The sequence below is a fragment of the Pilimelia terevasa genome (assembly GCF_014647915.1).
Lineage (GTDB): Bacteria > Actinomycetota > Actinomycetes > Mycobacteriales > Micromonosporaceae > Pilimelia > Pilimelia terevasa.
Genome location: NZ_BMQC01000006.1, coordinates 114,545 through 137,899 on the forward strand (window position 1 = coordinate 114,545; position 23,355 = coordinate 137,899).

Here is a 23,355-nt window from a genome sequence, read left to right on the forward strand (position 1 = left end):
ACGCCGTGCTCCGTGGCCGGCGCGACCTGCGCCCTCCCGTCACGGGAGGAGGCGGCTACGGCCGAGGCCCAGCATCGCCAGCGGGTCGAGGTACTGCCGGTCCCGGCGCAGTCCCCAGTGGAGGCAGGCCGGCCGGGCACAGCCGGCGTGGCCCGCGTCCAGCCGGCCGACCGGGGAGCCGGCGTCCACGCGGTCGCCGACGGCGACCGTCCCGGTCACGGGCTCGTACGTGGTGCGGAGGCCGGACGGGTGCTGGACGCTCACCACACCCCGGCCGGCGACCGCTCCGACGAAGGCGACCTCGCCGGCCGCGGCCGCGGACACGACCGCGCCGGGCCGCCCGCCCAGGTCCACCCCTCGGTGGCCGGGCCGCCACGGCTGCGGCGGCGGGTCGAACGGGCGCGCGATGTCCGGCGGACCCGCCAGCGGCCACACCGCCCCCGAAGCGCCGGGCCGCGGTGCGGCGTCTACCGGTCCCTGGTGGGCGAGGCCCTGCGGCGCGAAGGCCAGGGGCGGAGTGCGGTTCAGCGCGGAGGTCGATGCCGACGGGGCGGCCGGACCGGCAACGACAGACCGCAGCGGGAGGAAGGGCGCCGGATGTTCCTGACCACACCACCACACGGAGGTCACCGCCACGACCCCACTCGCCGTCACCGCGACGGCCGTCCCCGCGGCCCTCGCCATCCTGCCGGCGCGCCGCCGCGAAATGATCAACCTGTCGCCACGAGTACCCATGGACGCAGCATCGGGCCGGTCGTGCGCGTGCCGCCACCGCGGCGAGCCGCCTCTGTGGACAAGCCCGTCCCTGTGGACAGACATCGCTCGCTGGAGGGCGTGCGGGCAGCCGCCCGAGCGGTCAGGGCACCCGCGAGGGGCTCAGTTGCCGAATCCGGAGTCCGAGGGCAGGGAGATGTCGGGCTTCTCCAGCTCCTCGACGTTGACGTCCTTGAACGTGATCACCCGGACGTTCTTGACGAAGCGCGCGGGGCGGTACATGTCCCACACCCAGGCGTCCTGCATCTCGACCTCGAAGTACACCTCGCCGTCCGCGTTGCGCACGTGGACGTCCACCTGGTTCGCCAGGTAGAACCGGCGCTCCGTCTCCACCACGTAGGAGAACTGGCGAACGATGTCCCGATACTCCCGATAGAGCTGAAGCTCCATCTCCGTCTCGTACTTTTCGAGATCTTCGGCGCTCATCGCCCTCCGCCTTCCATGGCCACATCTTCCCCCACGGACGGGGTGGACCGCCGACGCGCCCGACGCGCCACGCCGACCGTACCTCCCGGGGTGCCGGCGCCCGTCGGCGGCTCCACGCCGACCGGGCGGGCCGCGCGCGCGGCCGCCGCCACGTTGACGTACGAGAACCGGTGCTCCGCGCACGGCCCCAGCCGGGTCAACGCCTCCCGGTGCTCCGGCGTCACGTACCCCTTGTGCACCGCGAACCCGTACCCTGGGTACGTCCCGTCCAGCCCGACCATGATCCGGTCCCGGGTCACCTTGGCGAGCACGCTGGCCGCGGCGACACAGGCCGCGACCTGGTCACCTTTCCACACCGCCAGGCCCGGGACCCCGGCGCCGTCCACCCGGAACCCGTCGGTCAGGACGTACTGCGGCGGTACCGGCAGCCCGGCGAGCGCCCGGCGCAGGGCCGCGACGTTGCACACGTGCAGGCCGCGCGCGTCGACCTCGGCGGCCTCGACGACGACGACGCGGTACGCCAGCGCCCGCGCCACCACGGCGTCGTACACCCGCTCGCGCGCCGCCGGGGTGAGCAGCTTGGAGTCGGCGAGTTCCGGAATCTCACCCCGACGGCCGGTACCGAGCACCGCGGCGGCGGCCACCAGCGGGCCGGCGCAGGCGCCCCGGCCGGCCTCGTCGGCGCCGGCCACCACGGCGAAGCCGCGGCGGTGCAGCGCGCGCTCCAGGGTGTAGATGTCCCCGTCGCGGCGCAGCAGCGTGCGCGGGGGCGTCAGCACGCCGACTCCGCCAGGACGCGGTCGAGCAGGTCCGGCAGCACCGCGGGGTAGACGGTCTCGGCCGTGTCCGCCAGCGCGGCGCGGGTCCACCAGCGGTGGCCGTCCACCGTGCGCCGCTCCGCCGCGCCGAGACCGCCGGGATCGGCGCGGGTGTCGACGGCGAAGGCGGTGGTGCGCAGGACGAAGAACTCCTGGTCCTGGACAACGTCCCGGCCGGCGCCGCGGTACCGGATCGTCTCCCGGTGCACCGGCGCGCCCAGCGCTGCCGCCGGTACCCGCAGGCCGGTCTCCTCAGCCAGCTCCCGGGCGGCGGCCCCCGCGGCCGTCTCGCCGGGGTCCAGGCCGCCGCCGGGTGTCAACCAGTACGCGCGCGGCGGGTCGGACTCCCTGACCCGCAGCAGCAGCACCCGGGCGTCGTCGTCCACCACGAGAACCCGCGCCGCCCGTCGAATGTCGTCCTCCATCGCAGCCGCCAGCCTAGTCCGCGCCCGAGCGGGTCCGCCGCGGGCGCGGCCCGCCGGGGTCAGGGCTTGGGGGCGGGGACGCTGTCGAACGCCGCCGGCGGGCTCAGCCAGGTGGCCCGGGAGAACGGCCAGAACAGGACGAACGCCCGTCCGACCACGGAGTCCGTCGGTACCGTGGCGACCTTGATGTCCGCGCTGCGCCCCCAGTGCTCCAGCGAGTCGCCGGACTGCGAGCGGTGGTCCCCCATGACCCAGAGGCGGTCGGCCGGGACGGTGACCTCGAACACCCGGTCGGCGGGCGGGTCGCTCACGCCGCCTTCGGAGTACAGGTACGGCTCGGTGATCGAAACGCCGTTGATCATGAGACGCTGCTGGGTGTCGCAGCACTTGATGTGGTCGCCGGGCAGGCCGATGACGCGCTTGATGAAGTCGTCGCTCTCCGCGCCGGTCCGCCACTCCGTCGGGGCCTTGAACACGATGACCTCGCCCCGGGCCGGGTCGCGGAAGTCGTAGACGAGCTTGTTGACCAGGACCCGGTCGTTCAGATCGAGCGTGTGCTCCATCGACTGGGACGGGATGTAGAAGGTCTGGAGCACGAACGCCCGGACCACGAAGGCGACCAGTACGGCCACCACCAGGAGAATGGGCATCTCACGCCAGAACGAGGTGCGGCGTTTGTCGGTCTGCTCGTCAATCACTCCAGAAGCGTACGACGCGTCGCTGAGAACTGCCTGCGGGTACGCCCGGACACGAGCGAAGTCAACAGCAGCGGGAGGACAATTCCGAACTCTCCGGCGTTGCGGGTGCCTTTCGCCGTACCGCGGACCGGGGCGTTGGCCACGTCGGGCACGGCGTCGAACGTGGACGGTGTCTGCAGAACGCGCCAGTTCCTGGTCGGCCAGACCACGGCCATCGCCTTGCCGATCACGTTGTCGATCGGCACCAGCCCCTGGCAGCGGCCGTCGAGGGAGACGAGCCGGTGGTCCCCCATGACGAACATCTGCCCGTTGCCGACCACGACCTCCTCGAAGCGCCGGCCGCGGCACTGGCCGCCCGGCGGGGCGTCCAGCGGCGAGTTCTCGAAGACGTAGGGCTCGTCGAGCGGCACGCCGTTGACCAGGACGCGCCCGTCGGGGTCGCAGCACGACACGCGGTCACCGGGCAGGCCGATCACCCGCTTGATGAAGTCCTTGTCACCGGGGCGGGTCACCCCGACCAGGTCGCCCAGGGTCCGGCTGAACTTGGCCACCAGGCCCAGGTTCGGCTCGGGCGGGATCTCCGGCAGCCACGAGTCGGTGCCGCTGAACACGACGACCTCGCCGCGCTGCGGACCCCGCATGTCGTACACCATCTTGTTGACCAGCACCCGGTCCTTGACCAGCAGGGTGTTCTCCATCGAACCGGAGGGGATGAAGAACGCCTGCATCAGGAACGTGCGGATCAGCACCGCGAGGCAGAACGCGACGACGAGCAGGACCGGCATCTCCTGCCACAGCGGCATCTCCTTGCGCCGCGGCGGCGGCGGCGTGGCGCGGGCCACGGGCCGGGAGCGGACGCCGTCGGTCGCGCCGAGGTCCAGCCGGGCCCGGGCGGGCACCTGGAGGCGCCCCGTCCCGGTGGTGCCGGCCCGCACCGGCACCCGGCCGGCGGACGCGCCCACCGCGCCGGGAGCGGGCACCTGGGCGCGGTACGAGGGGGGGCGGGGTGCCTCGCCGCGGGGGTCCGCGCGGTAGGAGGGCGCCCCGATCGCCCGGCGGCCGTCCTCGGCCCCGCGGCCCCGGGGGTCGCGGGCGGAGTCGGGTGCCGGGTCGCGCTGTCCGTCGGGCCGCGGCCGGCCCGGCACGTCGCCGCGGTACGCCCGCCGCGGCTGGTACTCGCCGTCGTCGCGGGACCGCCCCCGCGCGGCGCCGTCCGGCTCCTCGCGCAGGTCCCGCCGCCGGGCGGCGGGTTCGCCGGGGTCGTACGACGGGCCGGTGTGCGGCCTGCGGCCGGAGCGCTCCAGCTCGCCGCCGCGCCGGTCGCCCGCCTGGCCGCCGCGGTCGACGTCGCCGCGGCGCGCGACGCGGCTACCGCCCGGGGCCTCCTGGGAGGTTCCCGCCGAGCGGTAGCCGAAGGTGTCGCCGCGGTCGCCGCGGTCGGAGCCAGAGCCGTACATCGAGACCCAGCCTAAGGGGCCGGCCTGATCATGCCCAGCCCCGATCGGCCAGTGCCGATCCGTTTTTGGGCGACGACAGTCAGCCGACCTTCTAGCGCAGTTCCTTGATCTTGGCAGCCTTGCCGCGCAGGTTGCGCAGGTAGTAGAGCTTGGCGCGGCGCACGTCGCCGCGGGTCATGATCTCGACCCGGTCGATCGCGGGGCTGTTCAGGGGGTAGGTCCGCTCGACGCCCACGCCGAAGCTGACCTTGCGGATGGTGAAGGTCTCGCGCAGGCCGGAGCCCTGGCGGCGGATCACGACGCCCTGGAAGACCTGCACCCGGGAGCGGTTGCCCTCGACGACCCGGGCGTGCACCTTGAGCGTGTCTCCTGCGCGGAAGTCCGGGATGTCGGTCCGCTTCGACTGGGCGTCCAGAGCGTCCAGCGTGTTCATCGCTGCATACCTCGTCAGCTCAAGGCACACCGGCCCGCGCGGGACCGGTCGTGCGTACGTATCTGGCTAGAATGCCCTCGCCGCCACGGCGGTGGCGCCCGTGCCGGCGGCAGGTCGCGCGGCGGGTACGCCGCGGCAACCCCCCTACTCTGCCACACCGGGTTCCGCGGTCGGGAACCCGCCCTCGGCCAGCACGGCCCGATCCCGCCGGTCCAGGGCGGCCGCGGCCGGGCCGGCCAGCAGATCGGGTCGGCGGCGGGCGGTCCGCAGCAGCGCCGATTCGCGCCGCCAGCGGGCGATCCGGCCGTGGTCGCCGGAGCGCAGCACCTCCGGGACGTCCAGACCGCGCCAGGTCGCCGGCTTCGTGTAGACGGGCGCCTCCAGCAGGCCCGCGGTGTGCGACTCCTCGACCAGCGAGTCGGCGTTGCCGAGCACGCCGGGCAGCAGGCGGGTGACCGCCTCCAGCATCACCAGCACCGCGACCTCGCCGCCGAAGAGCACGTAGTCGCCGAGGGACACCTCGGTCACCGGCATCCGGCGCGCGGCGTCGTCGAGGACCCGCTGGTCGATGCCCTCGTACCGGCCGCACGCGAACATCAGCCACGGCTCGGCGGCCAGCTCGACGGCCAGCCGGTGCCGGAACCGCTCTCCCGCGGGGCTGGGCACCACCAGGCGCGGCGGCGGGCCGGCCGCGGGCAGCAGCGCGTCGAACGCCTCGCCCCACGGCTCCGGGCGCATCACCATGCCGGGGCCGCCACCGTACGGCGTGTCGTCCACGGTCCGGTGCGCGTCGTGGGTCCAGGTACGCAGGTCGTGCAGGCGCAGGCTCAGCGTCCCGGCCGACCGCGCCCGGCCGATCAGGGACAGGTCGAGCGGGGCCAGGTACTCCGGGAAGATCGTGAGTACGTCCACCCGGAGCTGTGCCGCGCCGTCGGCGCCGACCGCGGTCACAGGTCGAACAGGCCGGGCGGCGCGTCGACGACGATCCGGCCGCCGGCCACGTCGACCTCCGGCACGATCGCCGCGACGAACGGCACCAGGCCCCGCGAGCCGTCCGGCCGGCGCAGGACCAGCAGGTCGGCGGCCGGGGCGTGGTCGATGCGCAGCACCTCGCCGACGGGCTGGCCGGCGGGGTCGACGGCCCGCAGGCCGACGAGCTGGTGGTCGTGGAACTCCTCCGGGTCGTCCGGGGCGTCGATCTCGGCCACCGGGACCCACAGGACGACGCCGCGCATCTCCTCGGCCACGTCGCGGTCGGGGGTCTCCTCGAACGTGACGAGCAGGCGGTTCTGGTGCGGGCGGACCGTGCGTACGCGCAGGCGCGCGGGCACCGTCCAGCGGCCGTCGGTGGCCGGCGGTGCCGGGGCGGGACCCCGGTTGGTGCCGGTGAGCAGCGTGGCGCCGACGGTGAACCGGGCCAGCGGGTCGTCCGTGCGGACCTCCACGACGAGCTCGCCGTGGATGCCGTGCGGACGGACGACCCGCCCGACGATCACGTGCACCGGTGGTAGGGCCACGCTCAGTAGGCGTCGACGATGTCGACGCGCACGCCGCGCCCGCCGATCGAGCCGACGACGGTCCGCAGGGCCTTGGCCGTGCGTCCGCCGCGCCCGATCACGGTGCCGAGGTCCTCGGGGTGCACCCGGACCTCCAGGCGCTTGCCGCGCCGCGAATCCACCAGTCGCACGCGCACATCGTCGGGGTTGTCGACGATGCCCTTGACCAGGTGCTCCAGGGCCGGCCGCAGCGCCATGTCAGACCTGCTCGCCGGTGGTCTCGGCGGCCGACTCGACCGGAGCCGCCTCAGCCTTGGCCTTGTCGTCGACCTTGGCCTTGTCGTCAGCCTTGGTCTTGTCGTCAGCCTTGGCCTTCTTCGGCGCCGCCTTCTTGGCGGGCTTCTCCTCGACCGCGGTGGTCCCGGGCTCCTCGGCCGCCGCCGCGGCCGCCTCGGCGGCGGCGATCTGGCGGGCCTTGACGGCCGGGATGAGCAGCGGCTTGGTCGGCGCCGGCAGGCCCTTGAACTGCTGCCAGTCGCCGGTCAGTTCGAGGATCCGCTGGACGGCCTCGCTGGGCTGGGCGCCGACGGACAGCCAGTGCTGCACCCGGTCGGACTTCACCTCGATCAGCGAGGGGTCGTGCTTCGGCTGGTAGATGCCGACATACTCGATCGCGCGACCGTCGCGCTTGGTGCGCGAGTCGGCGATGACGATGCGGTACTGCGGGTTGCGGATCTTGCCCATCCGCATAAGCCGGATCTTGACGGCCACGTGTGCGCGCTCCTGAAGTCTGGGTGAGCCGAGCCGGTCGACCCGACGCCGTGGGGTTGGCGCGCGTCGACAGCTCACGGACTGGACAGTACGCCCGGGTTAGAGGGCGCCGTGCGCACTGCCGCATACCAACACGTCATTCTGCCAGACGCCTTGCTCCCCCGGCGCCCACCCCCGCCGATCCCCACCCCGACGCGCCGCGGGGTACCGCGCGGGAGCCCGCCGGGGCCGTCCCGGCTCAGCGCGCCGCGGGCCGGTCCCAGCCGTCGGGCAGCGCCGCCGGTACCGTCCAGCCCGCCTCGGGCGCGAAGTCGCACCACGTGCCGTCGAACGGGAACGCCCCGGCCTCCGCCGACCGGGCGACCCGCCGACCCTCGGCCCACACCGCGTCCGGGTCGGGTACCCAGTAGTGCCCCGGCAGCGCCAGCCGCTCGGCGAACTCCCCGACGTCCTTCCACTCCCAGGACAGGTCGGGCCGGACCACCAGGTCCAGGTCCTGGTCGCGCATGTCCACCCCGCGCAGCCCCGGGTCGGCCCAGCGGACCGCGGGCTCCTCCAGGTTGACGTACCAGTTGCGGAAGCCGCCGCCGTCGTCGAAGAACCACCACACCGAGTGGCCCGCCCCCGGCGGCAGGAGCTTGAGCACCCCCGGGCCGTGCCATGTGTGCGGGAACACGCGGTGCTCCAGCGTCACCCACTCGGCGAACGGCATCGCCCGCATCCCGCGGCCGTCCGCGGCCACCAGGCTGCCCACCGGCGCGCCGCGCGGGATCCACAGCAGCAGGCCCCGGTCGTCGTCGGCCACCACCACCGCGGTGCGGACCCAGCCGATCGCGCCGGGCCGCACGTTGCGGTGGACCACCACCTCGCCGGGGGTGAAGCGGAACACGGCGCTCAGTACGCGCGGGACAGGATCGCCACCAGGTCCGGCTCGTCCTCGCTGTCCGGCACCGCGCCGTCGGGGCGGACCAGGCAGCGGACCGTCACGCCCTGGTTGTTCGCCTCGGCCTCGCCCGCGGCGCCCACGGCCGCCCACGGCACCCGCGCCCAGCCGGTCGCGGCGGCCTCCAGCGCCTCGCCCAGCGTCGCCACCTCGACGGTGCGGTCGGTCCGGGCCTTCAGCGCCTGCGCGTACAGGGCCTGCTGGTCCTCGGCCAGCGCCCGCACGACCGCGTCCACGACCGCGTCCACCGCGACGGGCGTCTTGCTGCCGTCGACGCGCCGGACGAGGGTCACGGTGCCCTGGGCCAGGTCCCGGGGGCCGACCTCGACGCGGACCGGGTAGCCCTTCAGCTCGGCGTCGACCGCGCGGCGGCCGAAGGCGGTGTCCACCCGGTCGTCCAGCGCGACCCGGACGCCCGCGTCGCGCAGGGCGTCGCGCAGCGTGGCCGCCGCGGGCAGGACGCCCTCGCCGTCCTTGACCACCATCACGTACGCCTGGACCGGTGCCAGCAGCGGCGGGATGCGCAGGCCGTCGTCGTCGCCGTGCACCATGATCACGCCGCCGATCATCCGCGTGGTGACGCCCCACGAGGTGGTCCACGCGTGGCTGACGCCCTTGGCGCTGTCGGAGTACGTGATGTCGAAGGCGCGGGCGAAGTTCTGGCCCAGCTCGTGGCTGGTGCCCATCTGGAGCGCCTTGCCGTCGCCCATCATCGCTTCGAGCGGGTACGTGTCGGTCGCCCCCGCGAACCGCTCCCGGGCGGTCTTGCGGCCGACCACCACCGGGATCGCCAGTACGTTGACCATGAAGTCCTCGTAGACCTCGTGCAGGATCCGGCGGGCGTAGGCACGCGCGTCGGCGGCGTCGGCGTGGGCGGTGTGGCCCTCCTGCCAGAGGAACTCGCTGGTCCGCAGGAAGATCCGCGGGCGCAGCTCCCAGCGCACGACGTTGGCCCACTGGTTGAGCAGCATCGGCAGGTCGCGGTACGAGCCGATCCACTTCGCCATCGACTCGCCGATGATCGTCTCGCTGGTGGGGCGGACGACGACGGGCTCGGCCAGCTTCTTGCCGCCGCCGTGGGTGACGACGGCCAGCTCCGGCGAGAAGCCCTCGACGTGCTCGGCCTCGCGGGTCAGGTAGCTCTCCGGGATGAACAGCGGGAAGTAGGCGTTCTGCGCGCCGGTGGCCTTGATGCGGGCGTCCAGCTCGGCCTGCATCCGCTCCCAGAGCGCGTAGCCGGTCGGCCGGATGACCATCGTCCCCCGCACCGGCCCGTTGTCGGCGAGCTGCGCCTTGGCGATGACGTCCTGATACCACCGGGGGAAATCCTCGGCACGCGGAGTGACTACTCGACCCATTCGACCATCCTATCGACGCCCGCGACCCGGTCTCCGCCACCCGCCCGCCGTCACGGGGTGACGACCCGGCCGCGCAGGATGATGTGCCGCGGCGCCTGGACGACCCGCAAATCCGTCCGCGGGTCCGCCGGGTACACCGTCAGGTCGGGCAGGCCGCCGTGGGTGAGGCCGGCGAACCCGAGCCACTCGCGCGCCTTCCACGACGCGGCGGCCAGGACGTCGACCGGGGCCATCCCGGCCTTGTCCCGCAGCATGAGCATCTCGCTCGCCGCGAGTCCGTGGTGGATCCCGCCACCGGCGTCGGTGCCGACGTAGATCGGCACACCCGCCTCGTACGCCGCCGCGACCACCTCGGGGAACCGCCGGTGCAGCGCGCGCATGTGCGCGGCGTACCCCGGGAACCTCGGCTGCGCCTGCGCGGCGATCTCCTCGAAGTTCTCGATATTGATCATCGTCGGAACCAGCGCGGTCCCGTTGCGGGCCATGGTGTCGACCAGGTCCAGCGACAGGCCGGTGCCGTGCTCGACGGAGTCCACACCGGCCCGGACCAGGATCTCCACGGCCTCCTCCGAGAACGTGTGCGCCGCCGCCCGGGCGCCCACGGCGTGCGCGGCGGCGACGGCGGCGCGCAGCGCGTCGGCGCTCCAGGCCGGCGCCAGGTCGCCGACCCCGCGGTCGATCCAGTCGCCGACCAGCTTCACCCAGCCGTTGCCGGCCCGGGCCTGCCGCACCACCTCGTCCACGACGTCCTCGGCGGTCACCTCGGCGCCGATGTCGCGCAGGTACCGCCGCACCGGCGCCACGTGCCGGCCCGCCCGCGCCAGCCGCGGCACGTCGGGGTCGTCGTCCAGCTCGGGGTACGGCACCGGCGAGCCGGCGTCGCGCAGGGCCAGCACCCCGGCGTCGCGGTCCACCAGCGCCAGCTCCCGGGCGTGCCGCACGTCGCGGACCGGCTTCGCCCCGTACGCGATGCCGATGTGGCAGTGCGCGTCGACCAGCCCGGGCAGGATCCAGCCCTCCGTACAGACGGTCCGGGCGCCCGGCAGCGGTTCGAGACTCACGGCGTCCTCGGTCAGCCAGAGGTCCCGCACCTCGTCGTCCGGTAGGACCACCCCGCGCACGTGCAGCACCATCCGCCCCACTCCGTTTCCCTCGCTTCGTCCGGTTCACGCCCCGCGGCCACCGCACAGTGGCCATTTCCCTCTGCTGGGAGCGGCGGCGTTCTCCGTACCGTCCGATAACCGCGCATCCTCCGCGGCCCGACCGGTGTCGGCCACGGCGGACCCGCACCGCACACATCACACCAGACGCGCCGCGCGACCGGAGGCCGACCATGCCGCACATCCGACCCGCCCACGCCCGCCGGCTCGGGCCGCTGGGCCTGGCGCTGGCGCTGGGTCTGGCGGCCGCGAGCTTCCTGGCGGTGGACGAACCCGCCGCCGCGCCCCCGGCCGCCGCCACGCCGACCCCCGCCGCCAGCCCGGACCTGACCGACTTCCCCGCCCGGCTGGCCCACGTCTCGCAGATGCGGACCGGGGCGAGCCGCCGCGGCGTGGTCGCGCTCACGTTCGACGACGGGCCCTCCGCCTACACCCCGGGGATCCTGAAGGTCCTGAAACGCCACGGCGTCCGCGCCACGTTCTTCGCCCTGGGCGTGGAGACGCAGAAGCACCCGGTCCTGGCCCGGCGGATCGTGCGCGAGGGGCACCGGATCGGCAACCACACCTGGGACCACCCCGACATGCGCACGCTCAGCGACGACGGGGCCCGCAGCCAGATCACCCGGCAGCAGCGCCTCCTGCGCCAGGCCACCGGCGTCACCCCCACGTCGTTCCGGTTCCCCTACGGCGCCACGGACGCCCGGACCACCGCGATCGTCGCGAGCTGCGGCCTGCGCCCGGTCAAGTGGAACATCGACACCCAGGACTGGGAGCGCCCCGGCGCCAACCGGATCCGCGCCCACATCCTCGGCGCCGTCCGCAAGGACCGCCTGAACGTGGTCCTCATGCACGACGGCGGCGGCAACCGTGCGAACACCGTCGCGGCGCTGGACCGCACCATCGCCACCCTCAAGGCGCGCGGCTACCGCTTCGGGGTCGTCTGACCGACGCCCGCCGCGCTACTGCTCGCGGGGGTCCTCGTCGCGCTTGGTCAGCTTCGTGAAGTCCAGATTGGGCAGCGTGAACCCGCCACCGCCCGGCGCGCCCGGGTCCAGCCCCGGGGGGAGCTGCGGCATCCCGCCCGGCAGGCCCCCGGGCAGCCCGCCCACTCCGGGCAGCCCGCCGCCGGTGCGCGGACGGTTGCCGCCGGACTTGCCCTTGCGCTTGTTCTTGGGCGACTTGGTGGCCTTGCGCCGGCTGCCGGGCAGGCCCATCATGCCGCCCATCTGCTTCATCATCTTCTGCGCCTGGCCGAACCGGTTGAGTAGCTGGTTGACCTCCATGACGGTCACCCCGGAGCCGTTGGCGATCCGCACCCGCCGCGAGCCGTTGATGATCTTCGGGGTGGTGCGCTCGGCCGGCGTCATCGACCGGATGATCGCCGTGATCCGGTCGAAGTGGCTGTCGTCCAGCTCGGCGAGCTGGTCCTTCATCTGGTTCATGCCCGGCAGCATCCCGAGCACGTTGGCGATGGGCCCCATCCGGCGGACCGCGGTGAGCTGGTCGAGGAAGTCCTCCAGCGTGAACTGCTCGCCACCGAGCAGCTTCGCCGCCATCTTCTCCTTCTGATCGGCGTCGAAGGCCTGCTCGGCCTGCTCGATCAGGGTGAGCATGTCGCCCATGCCGAGGATCCGGCTGGCCATCCGCTCGGGGTGGAAGACATCGACGTCGGTCAGCTTCTCGCCCGTCGACGCGTACATGATCGGCTGGCCGGTGACGTGCCGCACCGACAGCGCCGCGCCGCCGCGGGCGTCGCCGTCCAGCTTGGACAGCACGACGCCGGTGATCCCCACGCCGTCCCGGAACGCCTCGGCGGTGGCGACCGCGTCCTGGCCCACCATCGCGTCGATGACGAACAGCGTCTCGTCCGGCTCCACCGCGTCGCGGATGGCGGCCGCCTGGGCCATCATCTCGCCGTCGATGCCGAGCCGGCCGGCGGTGTCGACGATCACGATGTCGCGGGCCGCGCGGGTGGCGTGGGCGACGGAGTCGCGGGCCACCTGCACCGGGTCGCCGACGCCGCTGCCCGGCTGCGGTGCGTAGACCTCGACGCCGACCCGCTCGCCGACGACCTGGAGCTGGTTGACCGCGTTGGGGCGCTGGAGGTCGCAGGCGACGAGCAGGGGCTGGTGCCCCTGGCCCTTGAGCAGGCCGGCCAGCTTGCCGGCGAACGTCGTCTTTCCCGCGCCCTGGAGGCCGGCGAGCATGATCACGGTCGGCGGGTGCTTGGCGAACTGGAGCCGGCGCGCCTCGCCGCCCAGGACGCCCACCAGCTCGTCGTGAACGATCTTGATGATCTGCTGGGCCGGGTTGAGCGCCTGAGAGACCTCGGCTCCGCGCGCGCGGGTCTTCACCGCGTGGATGAACGCCTTGACCACCGGCAGGGCGACGTCGGCCTCCAGCAGCGCCAGCCGGATCTCCCGGGCGGTGGCGTCGACGTCCGCGTCGGTCAGCCGGCCCTTCCCGCGCAGCTTGGTGAAGATGCCGGAGAGGCGGTCACTCAGGGTGTCGAACACGGTGGCTACGTCCCATGCGTCGGTCCAGCGGCGGTCGGGGCCTGCGGGCCCGCCTGCCAGCGTAGCCGCCGGCCGGCTCCGCCCGGGTACCCCGGCTCCCGGCCGGCCCTCCGACGCCCCGCGCGGCGGGCTCCCTCCCGCGGCCCTACCCCGGACGAGCCACGCTGTCGGCCTCCGCGGCCCCGTCGGGCCTGGCAGGCTGGTCGCCATGACTGAAGAATGGCGCTTCGACGGCCTCCGTGCCCTTTTCGTCAACTGCACGCTCAAGCCGTCCCCCGAGCGCAGCCACACCGGCGGCCTCGTGGCCCTGAGCCGCCAGATCATGGAGAAGCGCGGCGTCGAGGTGGACGAGTTCCGCGCCGTCGACCACGACATCGCCGCGGGCGTGTACCCCGACATGCGCGCCCACGGCGCCGCCACCGACGAGTGGCCGGAGCTGTACCGCCGGGTGCAGGCCGCCGATATCCTCGTGCTGGCCGGCCCGATCTGGCTGGGCGACAACAGCTCGGTCACCAAGCGGGTCATCGAGCGGCTGTACGGCAACTCCGGGCAGCTCAACGACGCGGGCCAGTACGCCTACTACGGGCGCGTCGGCGGCTGCCTGATCACCGGCAACGAGGACGGCGTCAAGCACTGCGCCATGAACATCCTGTACAGCCTCCAGCACCTCGGCTACGTCGTCCCGCCGCAGGCCGACGCCGGATGGATGGGCCCGGCCGGGCCGGGCCCGTCCTACCTGGACGAGGGCTCCGGCGGGCCGGAGAACGACTTCGTCAACCGCAATCTGACCTTCATGACCTGGAACCTCATGCACCTGGCCCGCATGCTCAAGCACGGGGGCGGCATCCCCGCCCACGGCAACCAGCGGGCGGCCTGGGACGCCGGCCGCCGGTTCGACTTCACGAACCTGAGCACGTCCCAGCGCGGCGGCTGACGGCGGCTGACGCTGGCCCTGCCCGGACCGCGTCGCCCTAGCTGGACACCGTGCGCGGCTCGGCCTGCTCCGGGCTGTCCCACGTCAGGACGTTCGGAGCAGCCCAGCCGGTGGCGTTTCAGACCGTGCTCGTCCGCGAACTCCGTACGACGCGCCCGCACCTCGGCCGGCACCTTGCGCTGTCGTCGCTGCCGGCCCGGGTGCGCGTGGCTCCACGATGACTCGCCCCGCTGGGCGACACAGGAGGTCGTTTCGATGAGCTACCAGGGCCTGCCGACCCGTCCGCCCTTCATCGTCGTGCGTCGATTTGTTCTGGTCGTTGCTGCGGGGAGCTGAAATCGACAGGCGAGCGGGGCGAACGGGCCGGCGGAGCCGGGAGCGGGCCGAGGGTGGGTGGTCAGTCAATCTTGCGGTACATGGCGCGGACGGCCAGGTCGAACTGGGGGCCGTCCACCTCCTTCTCCGCCTTCGGCATGTTGCTGTTCACGCTCATGATCCGGCCGTAGCCGTCGGCGTAGTCGCGCAGCCACGGTCCGCCGCTGGCGCCCTTGGTGAGGTCGCAGTCGATCCGGAGCTGCTTCCATTGACCCGAGCGGCGCGTCGCGTCGGCGCACTTCTTCTGCTGCGCGTTGCCCGTGAACTTGTGGCTCGACGGGTACCCGATCGCCGTCACCTTGACCCCGAAGCGCCGGCCGCCGAACGCGTAGCCCTGGGCGCCCACCTCGGACTCCAGGCCCTTGCCGAGGTCGCTTTTCGTGACGCGGAAGAACGCCACGTCCCGGCCCTGGTTGGACCGCTTGGTCCAGCCGTTCATCGCGCGGACCTTCTCCGCCGCGAACGTGCCGTGCGGCCGGACGTGCTCCGTGCCCTTGACGTCGTAGCCGGGGATGAAGACCAGGTTCTGCACCCACCGGCCGCCCTTGCCGGTGTGCACGCAGTGCCCGGCGGTGGCGACCAGCATCTTGTGCGTGCTGCGGACGACCGAGCCCGAGCAGCGCATGTCCTTCTTCGCCACCGGGTCGTGAAAGAAGATCATGCCGACGGGGCGGGACATGACCGCCCGGCCGGTCGCGCGGGTGTCAGGTCGGGTCGGGCCGGCGGTGTCCTCGTCCTCGTCCGGGTCCCGCTGGGGGTCGTCGGGGTCGCTGACGGTGTGGGCCGGATCGGCGTACGGCGCGCGGCTGAGCCGGTCGGCCGTCCAGTACTTCCGGATCCGCTCCGCGGTGTCCCGGCCCGGCGGGGCGTCGGCGGACGCCTCGACGGTGCCCTCGGTGGAGTCCTTGTCCTCGGGGTCGAGGACCGCGGCCGGTGGCCGCGCCGCCGCGACGGGCGCGGCGCCGAGCGGCAGGACGGCGACACAGAGCGCGGCGATGACGCCGGCCGTGGTGCGAGGTCTCACTGATGCCTCCCTGGGTGTGGCGGGCGCTGGCGTGCCGCCCGACACCACCCTCGCAGCGGCGGGCGGCCCTAACATCCGTGATTTCCCTAGGTGCCGACCCGGACCGCGGCCGGCGCGTCCGTCCCCGGCACGGCGCGGTGCCCGCGGCCGGCGTGGCCGCGGGCACCGCGTGCTCGGCGGTCAGCCGATCCGGTACGCCCGGATCGTCGTCTGCTCCGTGGTGTTGCCGGCCTGGTCGGTCACCACCGCCCGCAGGGACGCGAAGCCCGGCGCGGCGGGGTTCTGCGCCTGGTAGGTGTACCGGCCGTCGCCGCGCCGGGTCAGCTCCAGGCCCGCCCACGTGCGGCCGTCGTCGTAGGACACCTGCGCGGTGACCGACTTCAGGCGACCCGGGGCACCCGTGCGCTGCACGAGCACCGGCACCTCGATCCGGGCGCCCCGCGGGCTGGCGTTGCGGTCGTCCAACGCCGGGCTGAACCGGACGGCGGCGGCGTCGGGGGTCACCTCCCCCTGGGCCGGCGGCGCCTGGGTGAACGCGTACCGCGTCCGGGTCTCCGTGCTCACCGCGAGGTCGCGCATCCGCGCCACCACGTCCACCTCGTACCGGGCCGTGCCCGCCGGCACCGGCAGCTGGCCGCACAGCTCGTCCAGCCGACCCAGCTCGGCGCCGTCCCGGCGGACCGTGACCGTCCCCGCCAGGGTGCCGAAGCCGGCCCGGCCGGCGCCGTCGTCGAGCAGGGCGGGACAGATGCTCATGGTGCCCTGCCCCATCCGCACCGGCGCGTCGTCCGACCTGACGGCCGGGCCGAACACCCCCCTGTTCCACTTCTCGAAGTACCCGCGGCCGGGCTCGTAGCGCCGCGGCGTGTCCATCGTGCCGAGCATCGTCGCGTCCTCGGCGATCGTGCCCTCCATGGTGTCGCTCTGCCAGCGGAGGTCCGGGCTGTCGTTGAGGAAGTACTCCGTCATGACGTACGGGCGCGGGAGCGCCTCGCTGACCCCCATCGACATCATCGGCGTGCCCATCTGGGCCATGTTGAACTTGGCGCCGGTCCCCAGGCCGACGTCGGCGATGTCGGTGGTGACCGTCGCGAGCTGGTCACCGGAGACGGTGCGGGCGAAGCCCGTCGGCACCCGCCCCTGGACGGCCCACGCCAGGTTGTAGCCGTACCCGCGGTTGCGGCGGCCGTCGCCCTCCGGGTGCAGCTTGGTGACCTGGACCATGGTGCGCAGGTGCGGGTAGCTGATCTTCGGGCCGAGCTGGCCCACGTACATCGACGCGCCGCCGGGCCGGGGCGAGTCGCCGAACATCAGGGCCGTCTCGGACGGCCGGTCGGTGAACGTCGGGGCCATGACCACGCCGAGGTCCCGGGCGTCGGCGTGCGGGACCCGCGTGACGACCGGTCTGGTGATCCGCGCGTCGGCCGTGATGGTGGTCGTGCGCGACACCCGGTACGCCGGGTGGACCATGAACGCGGCCGGCTTGGTCCCGTCGACCGGGATGCTGATGAACGCCGCGGCGAACGTGCCCTTGGCCAGCCGGAGTTGCGGCTGGTCGACGCCGGGCCGGCTGGTGGCCATGAACATCTGACCGGCCATGTCCGCCATCAGGGTCAGGCCGACCGCCGGGAGGCCGTCGCGGTCCAGCGTCCTGACCGTGACGTCGTACCGCTCGCTGTCGCGCTGGATGCCCACCGGGGTGCGCAGCGAGACGCCCGGCGCGGTCGCCGTGACCGTGCCGGCGTAGTCGCCGAGGGCGCCCTCGACGGCGGTGCGCGCCGTCAGGTCGACTGTCGCCGTGGTACCCGGGGCGACGGTGACCTGGCTGGCGGCCAGGGTGAACATGCCCGACGGCGCGGGGGTGCCGTCGGCGGTGCCCATGTCCAGCCGCAGCGCCAGCGTCACCGGGGCGGTACCGGGGTTGACATAGGAGACGGACCGGCTGACCGGCTGGTCGTCGTCGTGCGGCCAGAGCTGACGCGGGAAGTTGACCGAGGCGGTACCCGGCAGCACCGACGCGCGGACCGCGGCCGCGACGTCGACCTGCCCGGCCCCCTGGGCGTGTACCGCGGTGCCGACCGTGGGCTTGGCGTACGCCACGAGCGCGCGCTTGAGGTGGTCCCCGGTCCACTCCGGGTGCCGCTGGGCGAGCAGCGCGGCGGCACCGGCGACGTGCGGGGTGGCCATCGAGGTGCCCGACATCGTGGTGTACGGCCCGCTGCCCGGGCTCTGCGCGCTGCGCGCGGCGTTGATGTCCAGGCCCGGCGCGGCGATCTCCGGCTTCACGGCCCCGTCCTCGCGCAGGCCCTTCGAGGAGAACGCGGTGACCTGGCCGGCGCCGTCGACCGCGGCGACCGACAGGGCGGCGTCGGCCGTCGACGGGGAGCCGACCTGGCCCAGCCCGTAGGAGTTGCCGGCCGCGACGACGAACAGCGTCCGGTGTCGCGCGCTGAGGCCGTTGACCGCCTGCTCCAGCGGGTCCTCGCCGATCGTGTCGCTGCCGCCGAGGCTCAGGTTCACCACCCGCGCGCCCTGCTCGGCCGCCCAGGTCATGCCCTCGACGATCGCGCTCTCGTCGCACATCTCCGACGCGCAGACCTTGCCGTTGAGCAGGGACACCTGCGGCGCCATGCCCTTGCGCCGCCCCTGCGACGCAGCGCCGGAGCCGGCGACGGTGGAGGCGACGTGGGTACCGTGGCCGACCTTGTCGACCCCCGGGTCGCCGGTGTCGGTGCCGAAGCTGCGCGCGGCGGCGACCCGGCCGGCGAGGTCCGGGTGGGTCGCGTCGACCCCGGTGTCCAGCACCGCCACCTTGACCCCGGCGCCGTCCAGGCCGGCGGCCCACGCGGCGGGCGCGCCGGTCTGCGGCACGCTCTTGTCGAGCGACACCTGGCGTACGCCGTCGAGCCAGACCTTGCCCAGCCCGCCGCGGAGCTGGCGGGCCTGGCCGGTGTCCGCGGTGATGCCGCGCCACAGCGCGGCGGCCTGGCCCGCCCCGGCGCTCACGGCCAGGGCGCCGATGGCCGGCAGCGGCCGGGCCGCGCCGCCCGGCGTCGCGGTGACCGCGGCCCGGGCGGCCGCCGCGCCCGCGGGGGCGGCGACGATGAGCCGGACCGCGTCGCTGCGCCGGGCCCGGTTGGCCGCCAGGATCTCGTCCACGCGGAACAGCCGCTGGTCCAACTTCCCCGCGGCGAGCAGGCTGACGGCGTCGCGCGGGATTACCAGGACGGACCGACCGGCGCGCTGGCCGACGAAGGTCATTCCCGTCCGGCCGGGACCGGGGCGCGCCACGACGCCGCCGTCGGCCCGCACCTCCACCCGGTCGCCCGTGAGCAGGGTGACCGCCCCGGCCGCGGCGGCCGGCGCGGGTCGGGCGGCCGGCGGGCGCGCGGGCGGGGCGGCGGCGGCGGGGGCCGCGGCCAGTCCGCCGCCGAGCAGGGCGGCGCCCAGGGCGGCCGCCGTCGTCGTTCTGGACCGATGAGGCACGGATCCTCCAAACGGTGGATGTGGTACCCGCGATCCCACCAGATTGGACGCCTCCCGGGCGACGACCTGTCCGGCTTCCGACACTCCGGTGTGACGCCCGGCCGGGGAAGCCGGGCCGGCGCCCGGCCGGGCTTCAGTCGGCGAGGAGCGCGTCGACGAAGGCGGCCGGCTCGAACGGCGCGAGGTCGTCGGGGCCCTCGCCCAGGCCGACGAGCTTGACCGGGATGCCGAGGCGCCGCTGCACGGCGATGACGATGCCGCCCTTGGCCGTACCGTCGAGCTTGGTGAGCACCACGCCGGTCACGTTCACCGCCTCGGTGAACACGCGGGCCTGCTCCAGACCGTTCTGTCCCGTCGTCGCGTCGAGGACGAGCAGGGTCTCGGCGACCGGGCCGTGCTTCTCGGCGACCCGCTTGACCTTGCCCAGCTCGTCCATCAGCCCGACCTTGTTCTGGAGCCGGCCGGCGGTGTCGATGAGGACGGTGTCGGTACCGGCGTCGATGCCGCGCCGGACGGCGTCGAAGGCGACGCTCGCCGGGTCGCCGCCCTCGGGTCCCCGGACGACCTCCGCGCCGACCCGGGACGCCCAGGTGGTGAGCTGGTCGGCGGCAGCGGCGCGGAAGGTGTCGGCGGCGCCCAGCACGACGGTGTGCCCGTCGGCGACGAGCACCCGGGCGATCTTGCCGCAGGTGGTGGTCTTCCCAGCGCCGTTGACGCCGACGACGAGCAGGACCGCGGGCATACCGCCGGTGGGGGTCGCGGCGAGCGAGCGGTCCAGCGCGGGGTCGAGGACGGCGACCAGCTCCTCGGCCAGCAGCGCCCGCAGCTCGGCGGGGCTGCGGGTGCCGAGGACCTTCACCCGCGCGCGGAGCCGGCCGACGATCTCGGTGGTCGCGTCGAGCCCGACGTCGGCGCCGATCAGGCTCTCCTCGATCTCCTCCCAGGCGTCCTCGTCGAGGTGGTCGCGGGCCAGCAGGCTCAGCAGGCCCCGGCCGAGCAGGCCCTGCGAGCGGGCCAGGCGGCCGCGGAGCCGGACCAGCCGCCCGGCCGTGGGCGCGGGTGCCTCGACCCCGGCCTCCGCCGCCCCGGCACCGGCGGGCTCCTCGGTCGGGGCGGGCTCCCGGGTCGGCGCGGGCTCCTCGGTCGGGGCGGGCGCCGGCGGTCCGGGCTCCGCCGGGGCGGGCGCCTCGGCGGGCACGGCCGGCGGCTGCGGCGCGGCCCCGGCGGAATCCTCGTGCGGGCGCGGGGTGGGCAGCGTCGTCGTCGCCGGTACCGCGGTGGCGCCCGTGGTGGCCCCCTCCCCGGCCGGCGGCGCGGTCGGGCGGCGGCGCAGCCGGGGCGCGAGGAGGGCCACCGCGCCGAGCAGGAGCACGCCCAGGAGGATGATGACGGCAAGCACGGGATCCATGCTGAAATCCTGGCAGACCGGCAGGATGCTGATCCCTTTGCCCCGGAGGTTCGCCGTGTCAGCACCGTCGATCGTGATCGGCCCGCTGCTGCGCCGCGTCGTCGGCGACCAGGCCACCGTCTGGCTGGAGCTGAGCGACCCGGCGACGGTCGAGGTGCGGGCGGGGGCGGCGGCGGGCCGGGCGCGGACCTTCAGCGCGTACGGCCACCACTACGCCCTCGTCGTCGTCAGCGGCCTGCCGCCGGCCGCGGCCACGCCGTACGAGGTGCTGGTCGACGGCGCGCCGGCCTGGCCGGACCCGGAGCGCACCGCGCACCCGGCGGCGGTGATCCGCACCCGCGGCGCCGGGGACCCGGTCCACCTGGTGTTCGGCTCGTGCCGCGAGGCGACCGAGCGGACCAGCGGCCGCGGGCTGCCGCCGGACGCCCTGGACGCCTACGCGCGGCGGCTGGCGGCGGACCCGTCGACGCCCCGCCCAGACCTGCTGGTGCTGCTCGGCGACCAGGTCTACGCCGACGAGACCTCCACGGTCGTCCGGCGCTGGCTGCGCCAGCGCCGCCGGCCGGCGCACGCGCCGCAGGACCAGGTGATGACGTACGAGGAGTACACGGGGCTGTACCGCGAGTCGTGGCGGGACCCGGAGATCGCCTGGCTGCTCGCCACCGTCCCCTCCGTGATGATCTTCGATGACCACGAGGTCATCGACGACTGGAACTCCTCGGCCTTCTGGCGGGAGGAGATCCGCCGCCAGCCCTGGTGGCCGGAGCGGATCGCCGCCGGTCTGGCCTCGTACTGGATCTACCAGCACCTCGGCAACCTGGCGCCCGCGCAGCTCGCCGAGGATCCGCTGTACGCCCGGCTGCACGACGCCGCGGACGCCACCGGCGCCGTCCGGGAGGTGACCGCCGACGGCGGCAGGTACCGGTGGAGCTACGTGGTCGACCTCGACCGCACCCGCCTGGTCATGCTGGACAACCGCGCCGACCGGGTCCTGGAGCCCGGCCGCCGGTCGATGCTGGCCGAGCGGGACTGGCACTGGCTCGCCGCGCAGGTCGCCGACCCGCCGGACCACCTCGTCATCGGCGCGTCCCTACCGTGGCTGCTGCCGCCCGCGGTCCACCACCTGGAGAACCTCAGCGAGCGCCTGGCCGAGTCCGGCCGGGCCGGGGTCCGGGCGTGCGGCGAGCGGCTGCGGCTGGCGGTGGACCTGGAGCACTGGGGCGCCTTCCGGGCGTCGTTCGACCGGCTGGTCGCGCTGTGCGCGGAGATCGGCTCGGCCGCGCGGGGGCCGGCGACGATCAGCGTGCTCTCGGGCGACGTGCACCACTCGTACGTCGCGCGGGCCCGGTACAACAGCGCGGTGCGCGCGCCGGTGCACCAGCTCACCTGCTCGCCGCTGCACAACGACGTGCCCGGCTTCATGCGGCCGTTCCTGCGGCTGGGCTGGTCGCGCGGCGCCGCGGTGGCCGGACGGGCGCTGGCCCGGCTGGCGGGGCTGCCGCGGCCGTCCCTGCGCTGGCGGCGGCTGGCCGGCCCGTTCTTCGGCAACGCGGTCGCCACACTCCGGCTGTCCGGGCGGGCGGCGCACGTGGACTTCGAGGCGACCACGAAGGAGGGGACGCTGCGCCCGCTGGCCTCGGTACCGCTGACCGGCGGGCCGGAGCGGGGGTGAGTGCGGCTCAGGCCGCGCGGATGCTCTGGGTCGCGTGGGCGATGGCCCGCCGGAGGGCGGCCAGCGGGATCGTCCGGTCGTCCTCGGCCTCGGTGAGACCCAGCTCGATCCACTCCCGGATGAGGGTGGAGAACGGGATGCCGGCCCGCTCGGCGGCGGCCCGGACGCGGCGGTCCAGCTCGACGGGCAGCCGGACGCCGCGCATCACCATCGGCTCGGTCTCGGCGGGCGGCGGCGGGTCCTCCTCGATCTGCGCGGCGTAGTCGACGTCCCCGTGGTCGAAGGCCCGTGCGGCCGCGGTCAGCTCACGCTCGGACTGCGCTCCGGTCATGCCGTCGCCTCCCACTGCTCGAACCGGGCGGTCTCCGCCGGTGTCAACTCCCGGGCACCCAGGATGAGCTGGTCGAAGTCATCGATGCGGCGGACCGCGACGATGAGCGCCCGCCCCGTCAGCGTACGCCCGGCGACGGTGATGATCCGGACTCCGCCGCTGATCGCGGCCACGGGCATCCGCCGCGGCGCGGCCAGCACCTGGGTGACTTCGTGCGGCTGGACACCGCGCAGCGACTCCAGCGCCGCCGGCAACCAGTCGTACCCCATGGGGCGAGTGTAAAACGCTTGCTGGACGGCGGTAAATGGCGAAGATGGGACACATGACCTGGACCGCACCCGCGCAGGACCGCGCCGACGTACCCCACACCGGCGACGAGCGCGCGCAGCTCGCCGCGTGGCTGGACTTCCACCGCGCCACGCTCCTGACCAAGTGCGCCGGCCTGACCGGCGCACAGCTCGCGACCGCCTCGGTACCGCCCTCGCGGCTCACCCTGCTCGGGCTGGTCCGGCACCTGGCCGAGGTGGAGCGGTACTGGTTCCGCCGCGTCCTGGACGACGAGCCGGTGCCGAGCCTGTTCTCGTACGACACCGATGCCGACGCCGACTTCCACGACCTGGACCCGGACCGGGCGGAGGCCGACTTCGCCACCTACCGGGCCGAGGTCGCCGCGGCCCGGGCCGCGGCGGGCCGGCACGACCTGGACGCCACGGTGTCCTCCCGCGGCCGGCCCGGCGGCGACTTCACGGCCCGCTGGGTGCACCTGCACATGGTCGAGGAGTACGCCCGGCACAACGGCCACGCCGACCTGATCCGCGAGCGGATCGACGGCGCGGCCGCCACCTGACCG

24 protein-coding genes are annotated in these 23,355 nt (G+C 74.4%); 4 read left to right on the forward strand and 20 right to left on the reverse strand.

The window, feature by feature from the left end:
- Window positions 1-39: 39 nt before the first annotated feature.
- The 14 genes from IEY75_RS21400 to IEY75_RS10360 all read right to left on the reverse strand — a co-directional run bounded on the left by IEY75_RS21400 (window position 40) and on the right by IEY75_RS10360 (window position 10,732).
- Window positions 40-684 carry a M23 family metallopeptidase gene (locus tag IEY75_RS21400; protein WP_189114211.1) on the reverse strand — a complete coding sequence of 215 codons (645 nt, stop codon included), beginning with the start codon at window positions 682-684 and terminating at the stop codon, window positions 40-42.
- Window positions 685-876: 192 nt separating this feature from the next.
- A complete protein-coding gene (locus tag IEY75_RS10300; RefSeq protein ID WP_189114046.1) occupies window positions 877-1,200 on the reverse strand; it encodes a DUF2469 domain-containing protein in 324 nt (107 codons plus the stop codon).
- A complete protein-coding gene (locus IEY75_RS10305) occupies window positions 1,197-1,979 on the reverse strand; it encodes a ribonuclease HII (protein WP_189114047.1) in 783 nt (260 codons plus the stop codon). Before IEY75_RS10305 ends, IEY75_RS10300 begins: the two co-directional genes overlap by 4 nt.
- Window positions 1,973-2,443: an NUDIX hydrolase gene (locus IEY75_RS10310; RefSeq protein WP_189114048.1), complete on the reverse strand. Its 471-nt coding sequence runs from the start codon at window positions 2,441-2,443 to the stop codon at window positions 1,973-1,975. Before IEY75_RS10310 ends, IEY75_RS10305 begins: the two co-directional genes overlap by 7 nt.
- 59 nt (window positions 2,444-2,502) lie before the next feature.
- Window positions 2,503-3,141: a signal peptidase I gene (gene lepB / locus IEY75_RS10315; protein ID WP_189114049.1), complete on the reverse strand. Its 639-nt coding sequence runs from the start codon at window positions 3,139-3,141 to the stop codon at window positions 2,503-2,505.
- The gene (lepB, locus tag IEY75_RS20865) at window positions 3,138-3,983 is read right to left on the reverse strand and encodes a signal peptidase I (protein ID WP_229789557.1); all 846 of its coding nucleotides are present in this window, start codon (window positions 3,981-3,983) and stop codon (window positions 3,138-3,140) included. The genes lepB (IEY75_RS10315) and lepB (IEY75_RS20865) overlap by 4 nt, the downstream gene beginning before the upstream one ends.
- A gap of 706 nt (window positions 3,984-4,689) precedes the next feature.
- Entirely contained in the window at window positions 4,690-5,031 is a 342-nt protein-coding gene (rplS, locus tag IEY75_RS10325; protein WP_189114051.1) for a 50S ribosomal protein L19, read from the reverse strand.
- Window positions 5,032-5,175: 144 nt separating this feature from the next.
- Window positions 5,176-5,982, reverse strand: a complete 807-nt coding sequence (gene trmD, locus IEY75_RS10330; RefSeq protein ID WP_189114052.1) for a tRNA (guanosine(37)-N1)-methyltransferase TrmD — start codon at window positions 5,980-5,982, stop codon at window positions 5,176-5,178.
- On the reverse strand, window positions 5,979-6,533 hold the full coding sequence (rimM, locus tag IEY75_RS10335) for a ribosome maturation factor RimM (RefSeq protein ID WP_189114212.1): 555 nt from the start codon (window positions 6,531-6,533) through the stop codon (window positions 5,979-5,981). Before rimM ends, trmD begins: the two co-directional genes overlap by 4 nt.
- A gap of 17 nt (window positions 6,534-6,550) precedes the next feature.
- On the reverse strand, window positions 6,551-6,784 hold the full coding sequence (locus tag IEY75_RS10340) for an RNA-binding protein (protein WP_189114053.1): 234 nt from the start codon (window positions 6,782-6,784) through the stop codon (window positions 6,551-6,553).
- Window position 6,785: 1 nt separating this feature from the next.
- Window positions 6,786-7,298: a 30S ribosomal protein S16 gene (gene rpsP / locus IEY75_RS10345; protein ID WP_189114054.1), complete on the reverse strand. Its 513-nt coding sequence runs from the start codon at window positions 7,296-7,298 to the stop codon at window positions 6,786-6,788.
- Between the two features lie 238 nt (window positions 7,299-7,536).
- Window positions 7,537-8,187, reverse strand: coding sequence for a ribonuclease FAU-1 family protein (locus tag IEY75_RS10350; protein WP_308425698.1), 651 nt, complete (start codon window positions 8,185-8,187; stop codon window positions 7,537-7,539).
- Between the two features lie 5 nt (window positions 8,188-8,192).
- Window positions 8,193-9,599: a proline--tRNA ligase gene (proS, locus tag IEY75_RS10355; RefSeq protein ID WP_189114055.1), complete on the reverse strand. Its 1,407-nt coding sequence runs from the start codon at window positions 9,597-9,599 to the stop codon at window positions 8,193-8,195.
- Between the two features lie 50 nt (window positions 9,600-9,649).
- Window positions 9,650-10,732: an amidohydrolase family protein gene (locus tag IEY75_RS10360; protein WP_189114056.1), complete on the reverse strand. Its 1,083-nt coding sequence runs from the start codon at window positions 10,730-10,732 to the stop codon at window positions 9,650-9,652.
- 200 nt (window positions 10,733-10,932) lie between these two features.
- Between IEY75_RS10360 and IEY75_RS10365 the strand changes: the two genes are divergently transcribed.
- Window positions 10,933-11,703 carry a polysaccharide deacetylase family protein gene (locus IEY75_RS10365; protein ID WP_189114057.1) on the forward strand — a complete coding sequence of 257 codons (771 nt, stop codon included), beginning with the start codon at window positions 10,933-10,935 and terminating at the stop codon, window positions 11,701-11,703.
- A gap of 15 nt (window positions 11,704-11,718) precedes the next feature.
- Here IEY75_RS10365 and ffh read toward each other — a convergent pair whose 3' ends face one another.
- Complete coding sequence (gene ffh / locus IEY75_RS10370) at window positions 11,719-13,275, reverse strand: signal recognition particle protein (protein WP_189114058.1); 1,557 nt, start codon at window positions 13,273-13,275, stop codon at window positions 11,719-11,721.
- A 208-nt stretch (window positions 13,276-13,483) separates the two neighbouring features.
- On the opposite strand from ffh, the gene IEY75_RS10375 reads away from it, so the two are divergent.
- Window positions 13,484-14,209: a flavodoxin family protein gene (locus tag IEY75_RS10375; protein ID WP_189114059.1), complete on the forward strand. Its 726-nt coding sequence runs from the start codon at window positions 13,484-13,486 to the stop codon at window positions 14,207-14,209.
- Between the two features lie 397 nt (window positions 14,210-14,606).
- On the opposite strand, the gene IEY75_RS10380 is transcribed toward IEY75_RS10375, so the two are convergent.
- The 3 genes from IEY75_RS10380 to ftsY form a co-directional block, all read right to left on the reverse strand.
- Window positions 14,607-15,608, reverse strand: coding sequence for a trypsin-like serine peptidase (locus tag IEY75_RS10380; RefSeq protein WP_189114060.1), 1,002 nt, complete (start codon window positions 15,606-15,608; stop codon window positions 14,607-14,609).
- Window positions 15,609-15,788: 180 nt separating this feature from the next.
- Window positions 15,789-19,094: a S8 family serine peptidase gene (locus IEY75_RS10385; RefSeq protein WP_189114061.1), complete on the reverse strand. Its 3,306-nt coding sequence runs from the start codon at window positions 19,092-19,094 to the stop codon at window positions 15,789-15,791.
- A gap of 133 nt (window positions 19,095-19,227) precedes the next feature.
- Window positions 19,228-20,502 (reverse strand): signal recognition particle-docking protein FtsY, encoded by a 1,275-nt coding sequence (gene ftsY, locus IEY75_RS10390; RefSeq protein WP_189114062.1) that lies wholly within the window; start codon window positions 20,500-20,502, stop codon window positions 19,228-19,230.
- A 55-nt stretch (window positions 20,503-20,557) separates the two neighbouring features.
- Here ftsY and IEY75_RS10395 point away from each other — a divergent pair, with 55 nt between their 5' ends.
- Complete coding sequence (locus tag IEY75_RS10395) at window positions 20,558-22,174, forward strand: alkaline phosphatase D family protein (RefSeq protein ID WP_189114063.1); 1,617 nt, start codon at window positions 20,558-20,560, stop codon at window positions 22,172-22,174.
- A 7-nt stretch (window positions 22,175-22,181) separates the two neighbouring features.
- On the opposite strand, the gene IEY75_RS10400 is transcribed toward IEY75_RS10395, so the two are convergent.
- Together IEY75_RS10400 and IEY75_RS10405 are read right to left on the reverse strand one after the other, a co-directional pair.
- Window positions 22,182-22,505 (reverse strand): hypothetical protein, encoded by a 324-nt coding sequence (locus IEY75_RS10400; protein WP_189114064.1) that lies wholly within the window; start codon window positions 22,503-22,505, stop codon window positions 22,182-22,184.
- Complete coding sequence (locus IEY75_RS10405) at window positions 22,502-22,774, reverse strand: hypothetical protein (protein WP_189114065.1); 273 nt, start codon at window positions 22,772-22,774, stop codon at window positions 22,502-22,504. The genes IEY75_RS10400 and IEY75_RS10405 overlap by 4 nt, the downstream gene beginning before the upstream one ends.
- Before the next feature lie 53 nt (window positions 22,775-22,827).
- On the opposite strand from IEY75_RS10405, the gene IEY75_RS10410 reads away from it, so the two are divergent.
- Window positions 22,828-23,352, forward strand: coding sequence for a DinB family protein (locus IEY75_RS10410; protein ID WP_189114066.1), 525 nt, complete (start codon window positions 22,828-22,830; stop codon window positions 23,350-23,352).
- Window positions 23,353-23,355: the final 3 nt, after the last annotated feature.

Excerpts from the sequence above, each read along its gene's own strand:
- IEY75_RS21400 (WP_189114211.1), bottom strand. The coding sequence starts at position 684 with ATGGCGAGGGCCGCGGGGACGGCCGTCGCGGTGACGGCGAGTGGGGTC.
- IEY75_RS10300 (WP_189114046.1), bottom strand. The coding sequence starts at position 1,200 with ATGAGCGCCGAAGATCTCGAAAAGTACGAGACGGAGATGGAGCTTCAG.
- IEY75_RS10310 (WP_189114048.1), bottom strand. The coding sequence starts at position 2,443 with ATGGAGGACGACATTCGACGGGCGGCGCGGGTTCTCGTGGTGGACGAC.
- rplS (WP_189114051.1), bottom strand. The coding sequence starts at position 5,031 with ATGAACACGCTGGACGCTCTGGACGCCCAGTCGAAGCGGACCGACATC.
- IEY75_RS10340 (WP_189114053.1), bottom strand. The coding sequence starts at position 6,784 with ATGGCGCTGCGGCCGGCCCTGGAGCACCTGGTCAAGGGCATCGTCGAC.
- proS (WP_189114055.1), bottom strand. The coding sequence starts at position 9,599 with ATGGGTCGAGTAGTCACTCCGCGTGCCGAGGATTTCCCCCGGTGGTAT.
- IEY75_RS10360 (WP_189114056.1), bottom strand. The coding sequence starts at position 10,732 with ATGGTGCTGCACGTGCGCGGGGTGGTCCTACCGGACGACGAGGTGCGG.
- IEY75_RS10365 (WP_189114057.1), top strand. The coding sequence starts at position 10,933 with ATGCCGCACATCCGACCCGCCCACGCCCGCCGGCTCGGGCCGCTGGGC.
- IEY75_RS10375 (WP_189114059.1), top strand. The coding sequence starts at position 13,484 with ATGACTGAAGAATGGCGCTTCGACGGCCTCCGTGCCCTTTTCGTCAAC.
- ftsY (WP_189114062.1), bottom strand. The coding sequence starts at position 20,502 with ATGGATCCCGTGCTTGCCGTCATCATCCTCCTGGGCGTGCTCCTGCTC.
- IEY75_RS10400 (WP_189114064.1), bottom strand. The coding sequence starts at position 22,505 with ATGACCGGAGCGCAGTCCGAGCGTGAGCTGACCGCGGCCGCACGGGCC.
- IEY75_RS10405 (WP_189114065.1), bottom strand. The coding sequence starts at position 22,774 with ATGGGGTACGACTGGTTGCCGGCGGCGCTGGAGTCGCTGCGCGGTGTC.
- IEY75_RS10410 (WP_189114066.1), top strand. The coding sequence starts at position 22,828 with ATGACCTGGACCGCACCCGCGCAGGACCGCGCCGACGTACCCCACACC.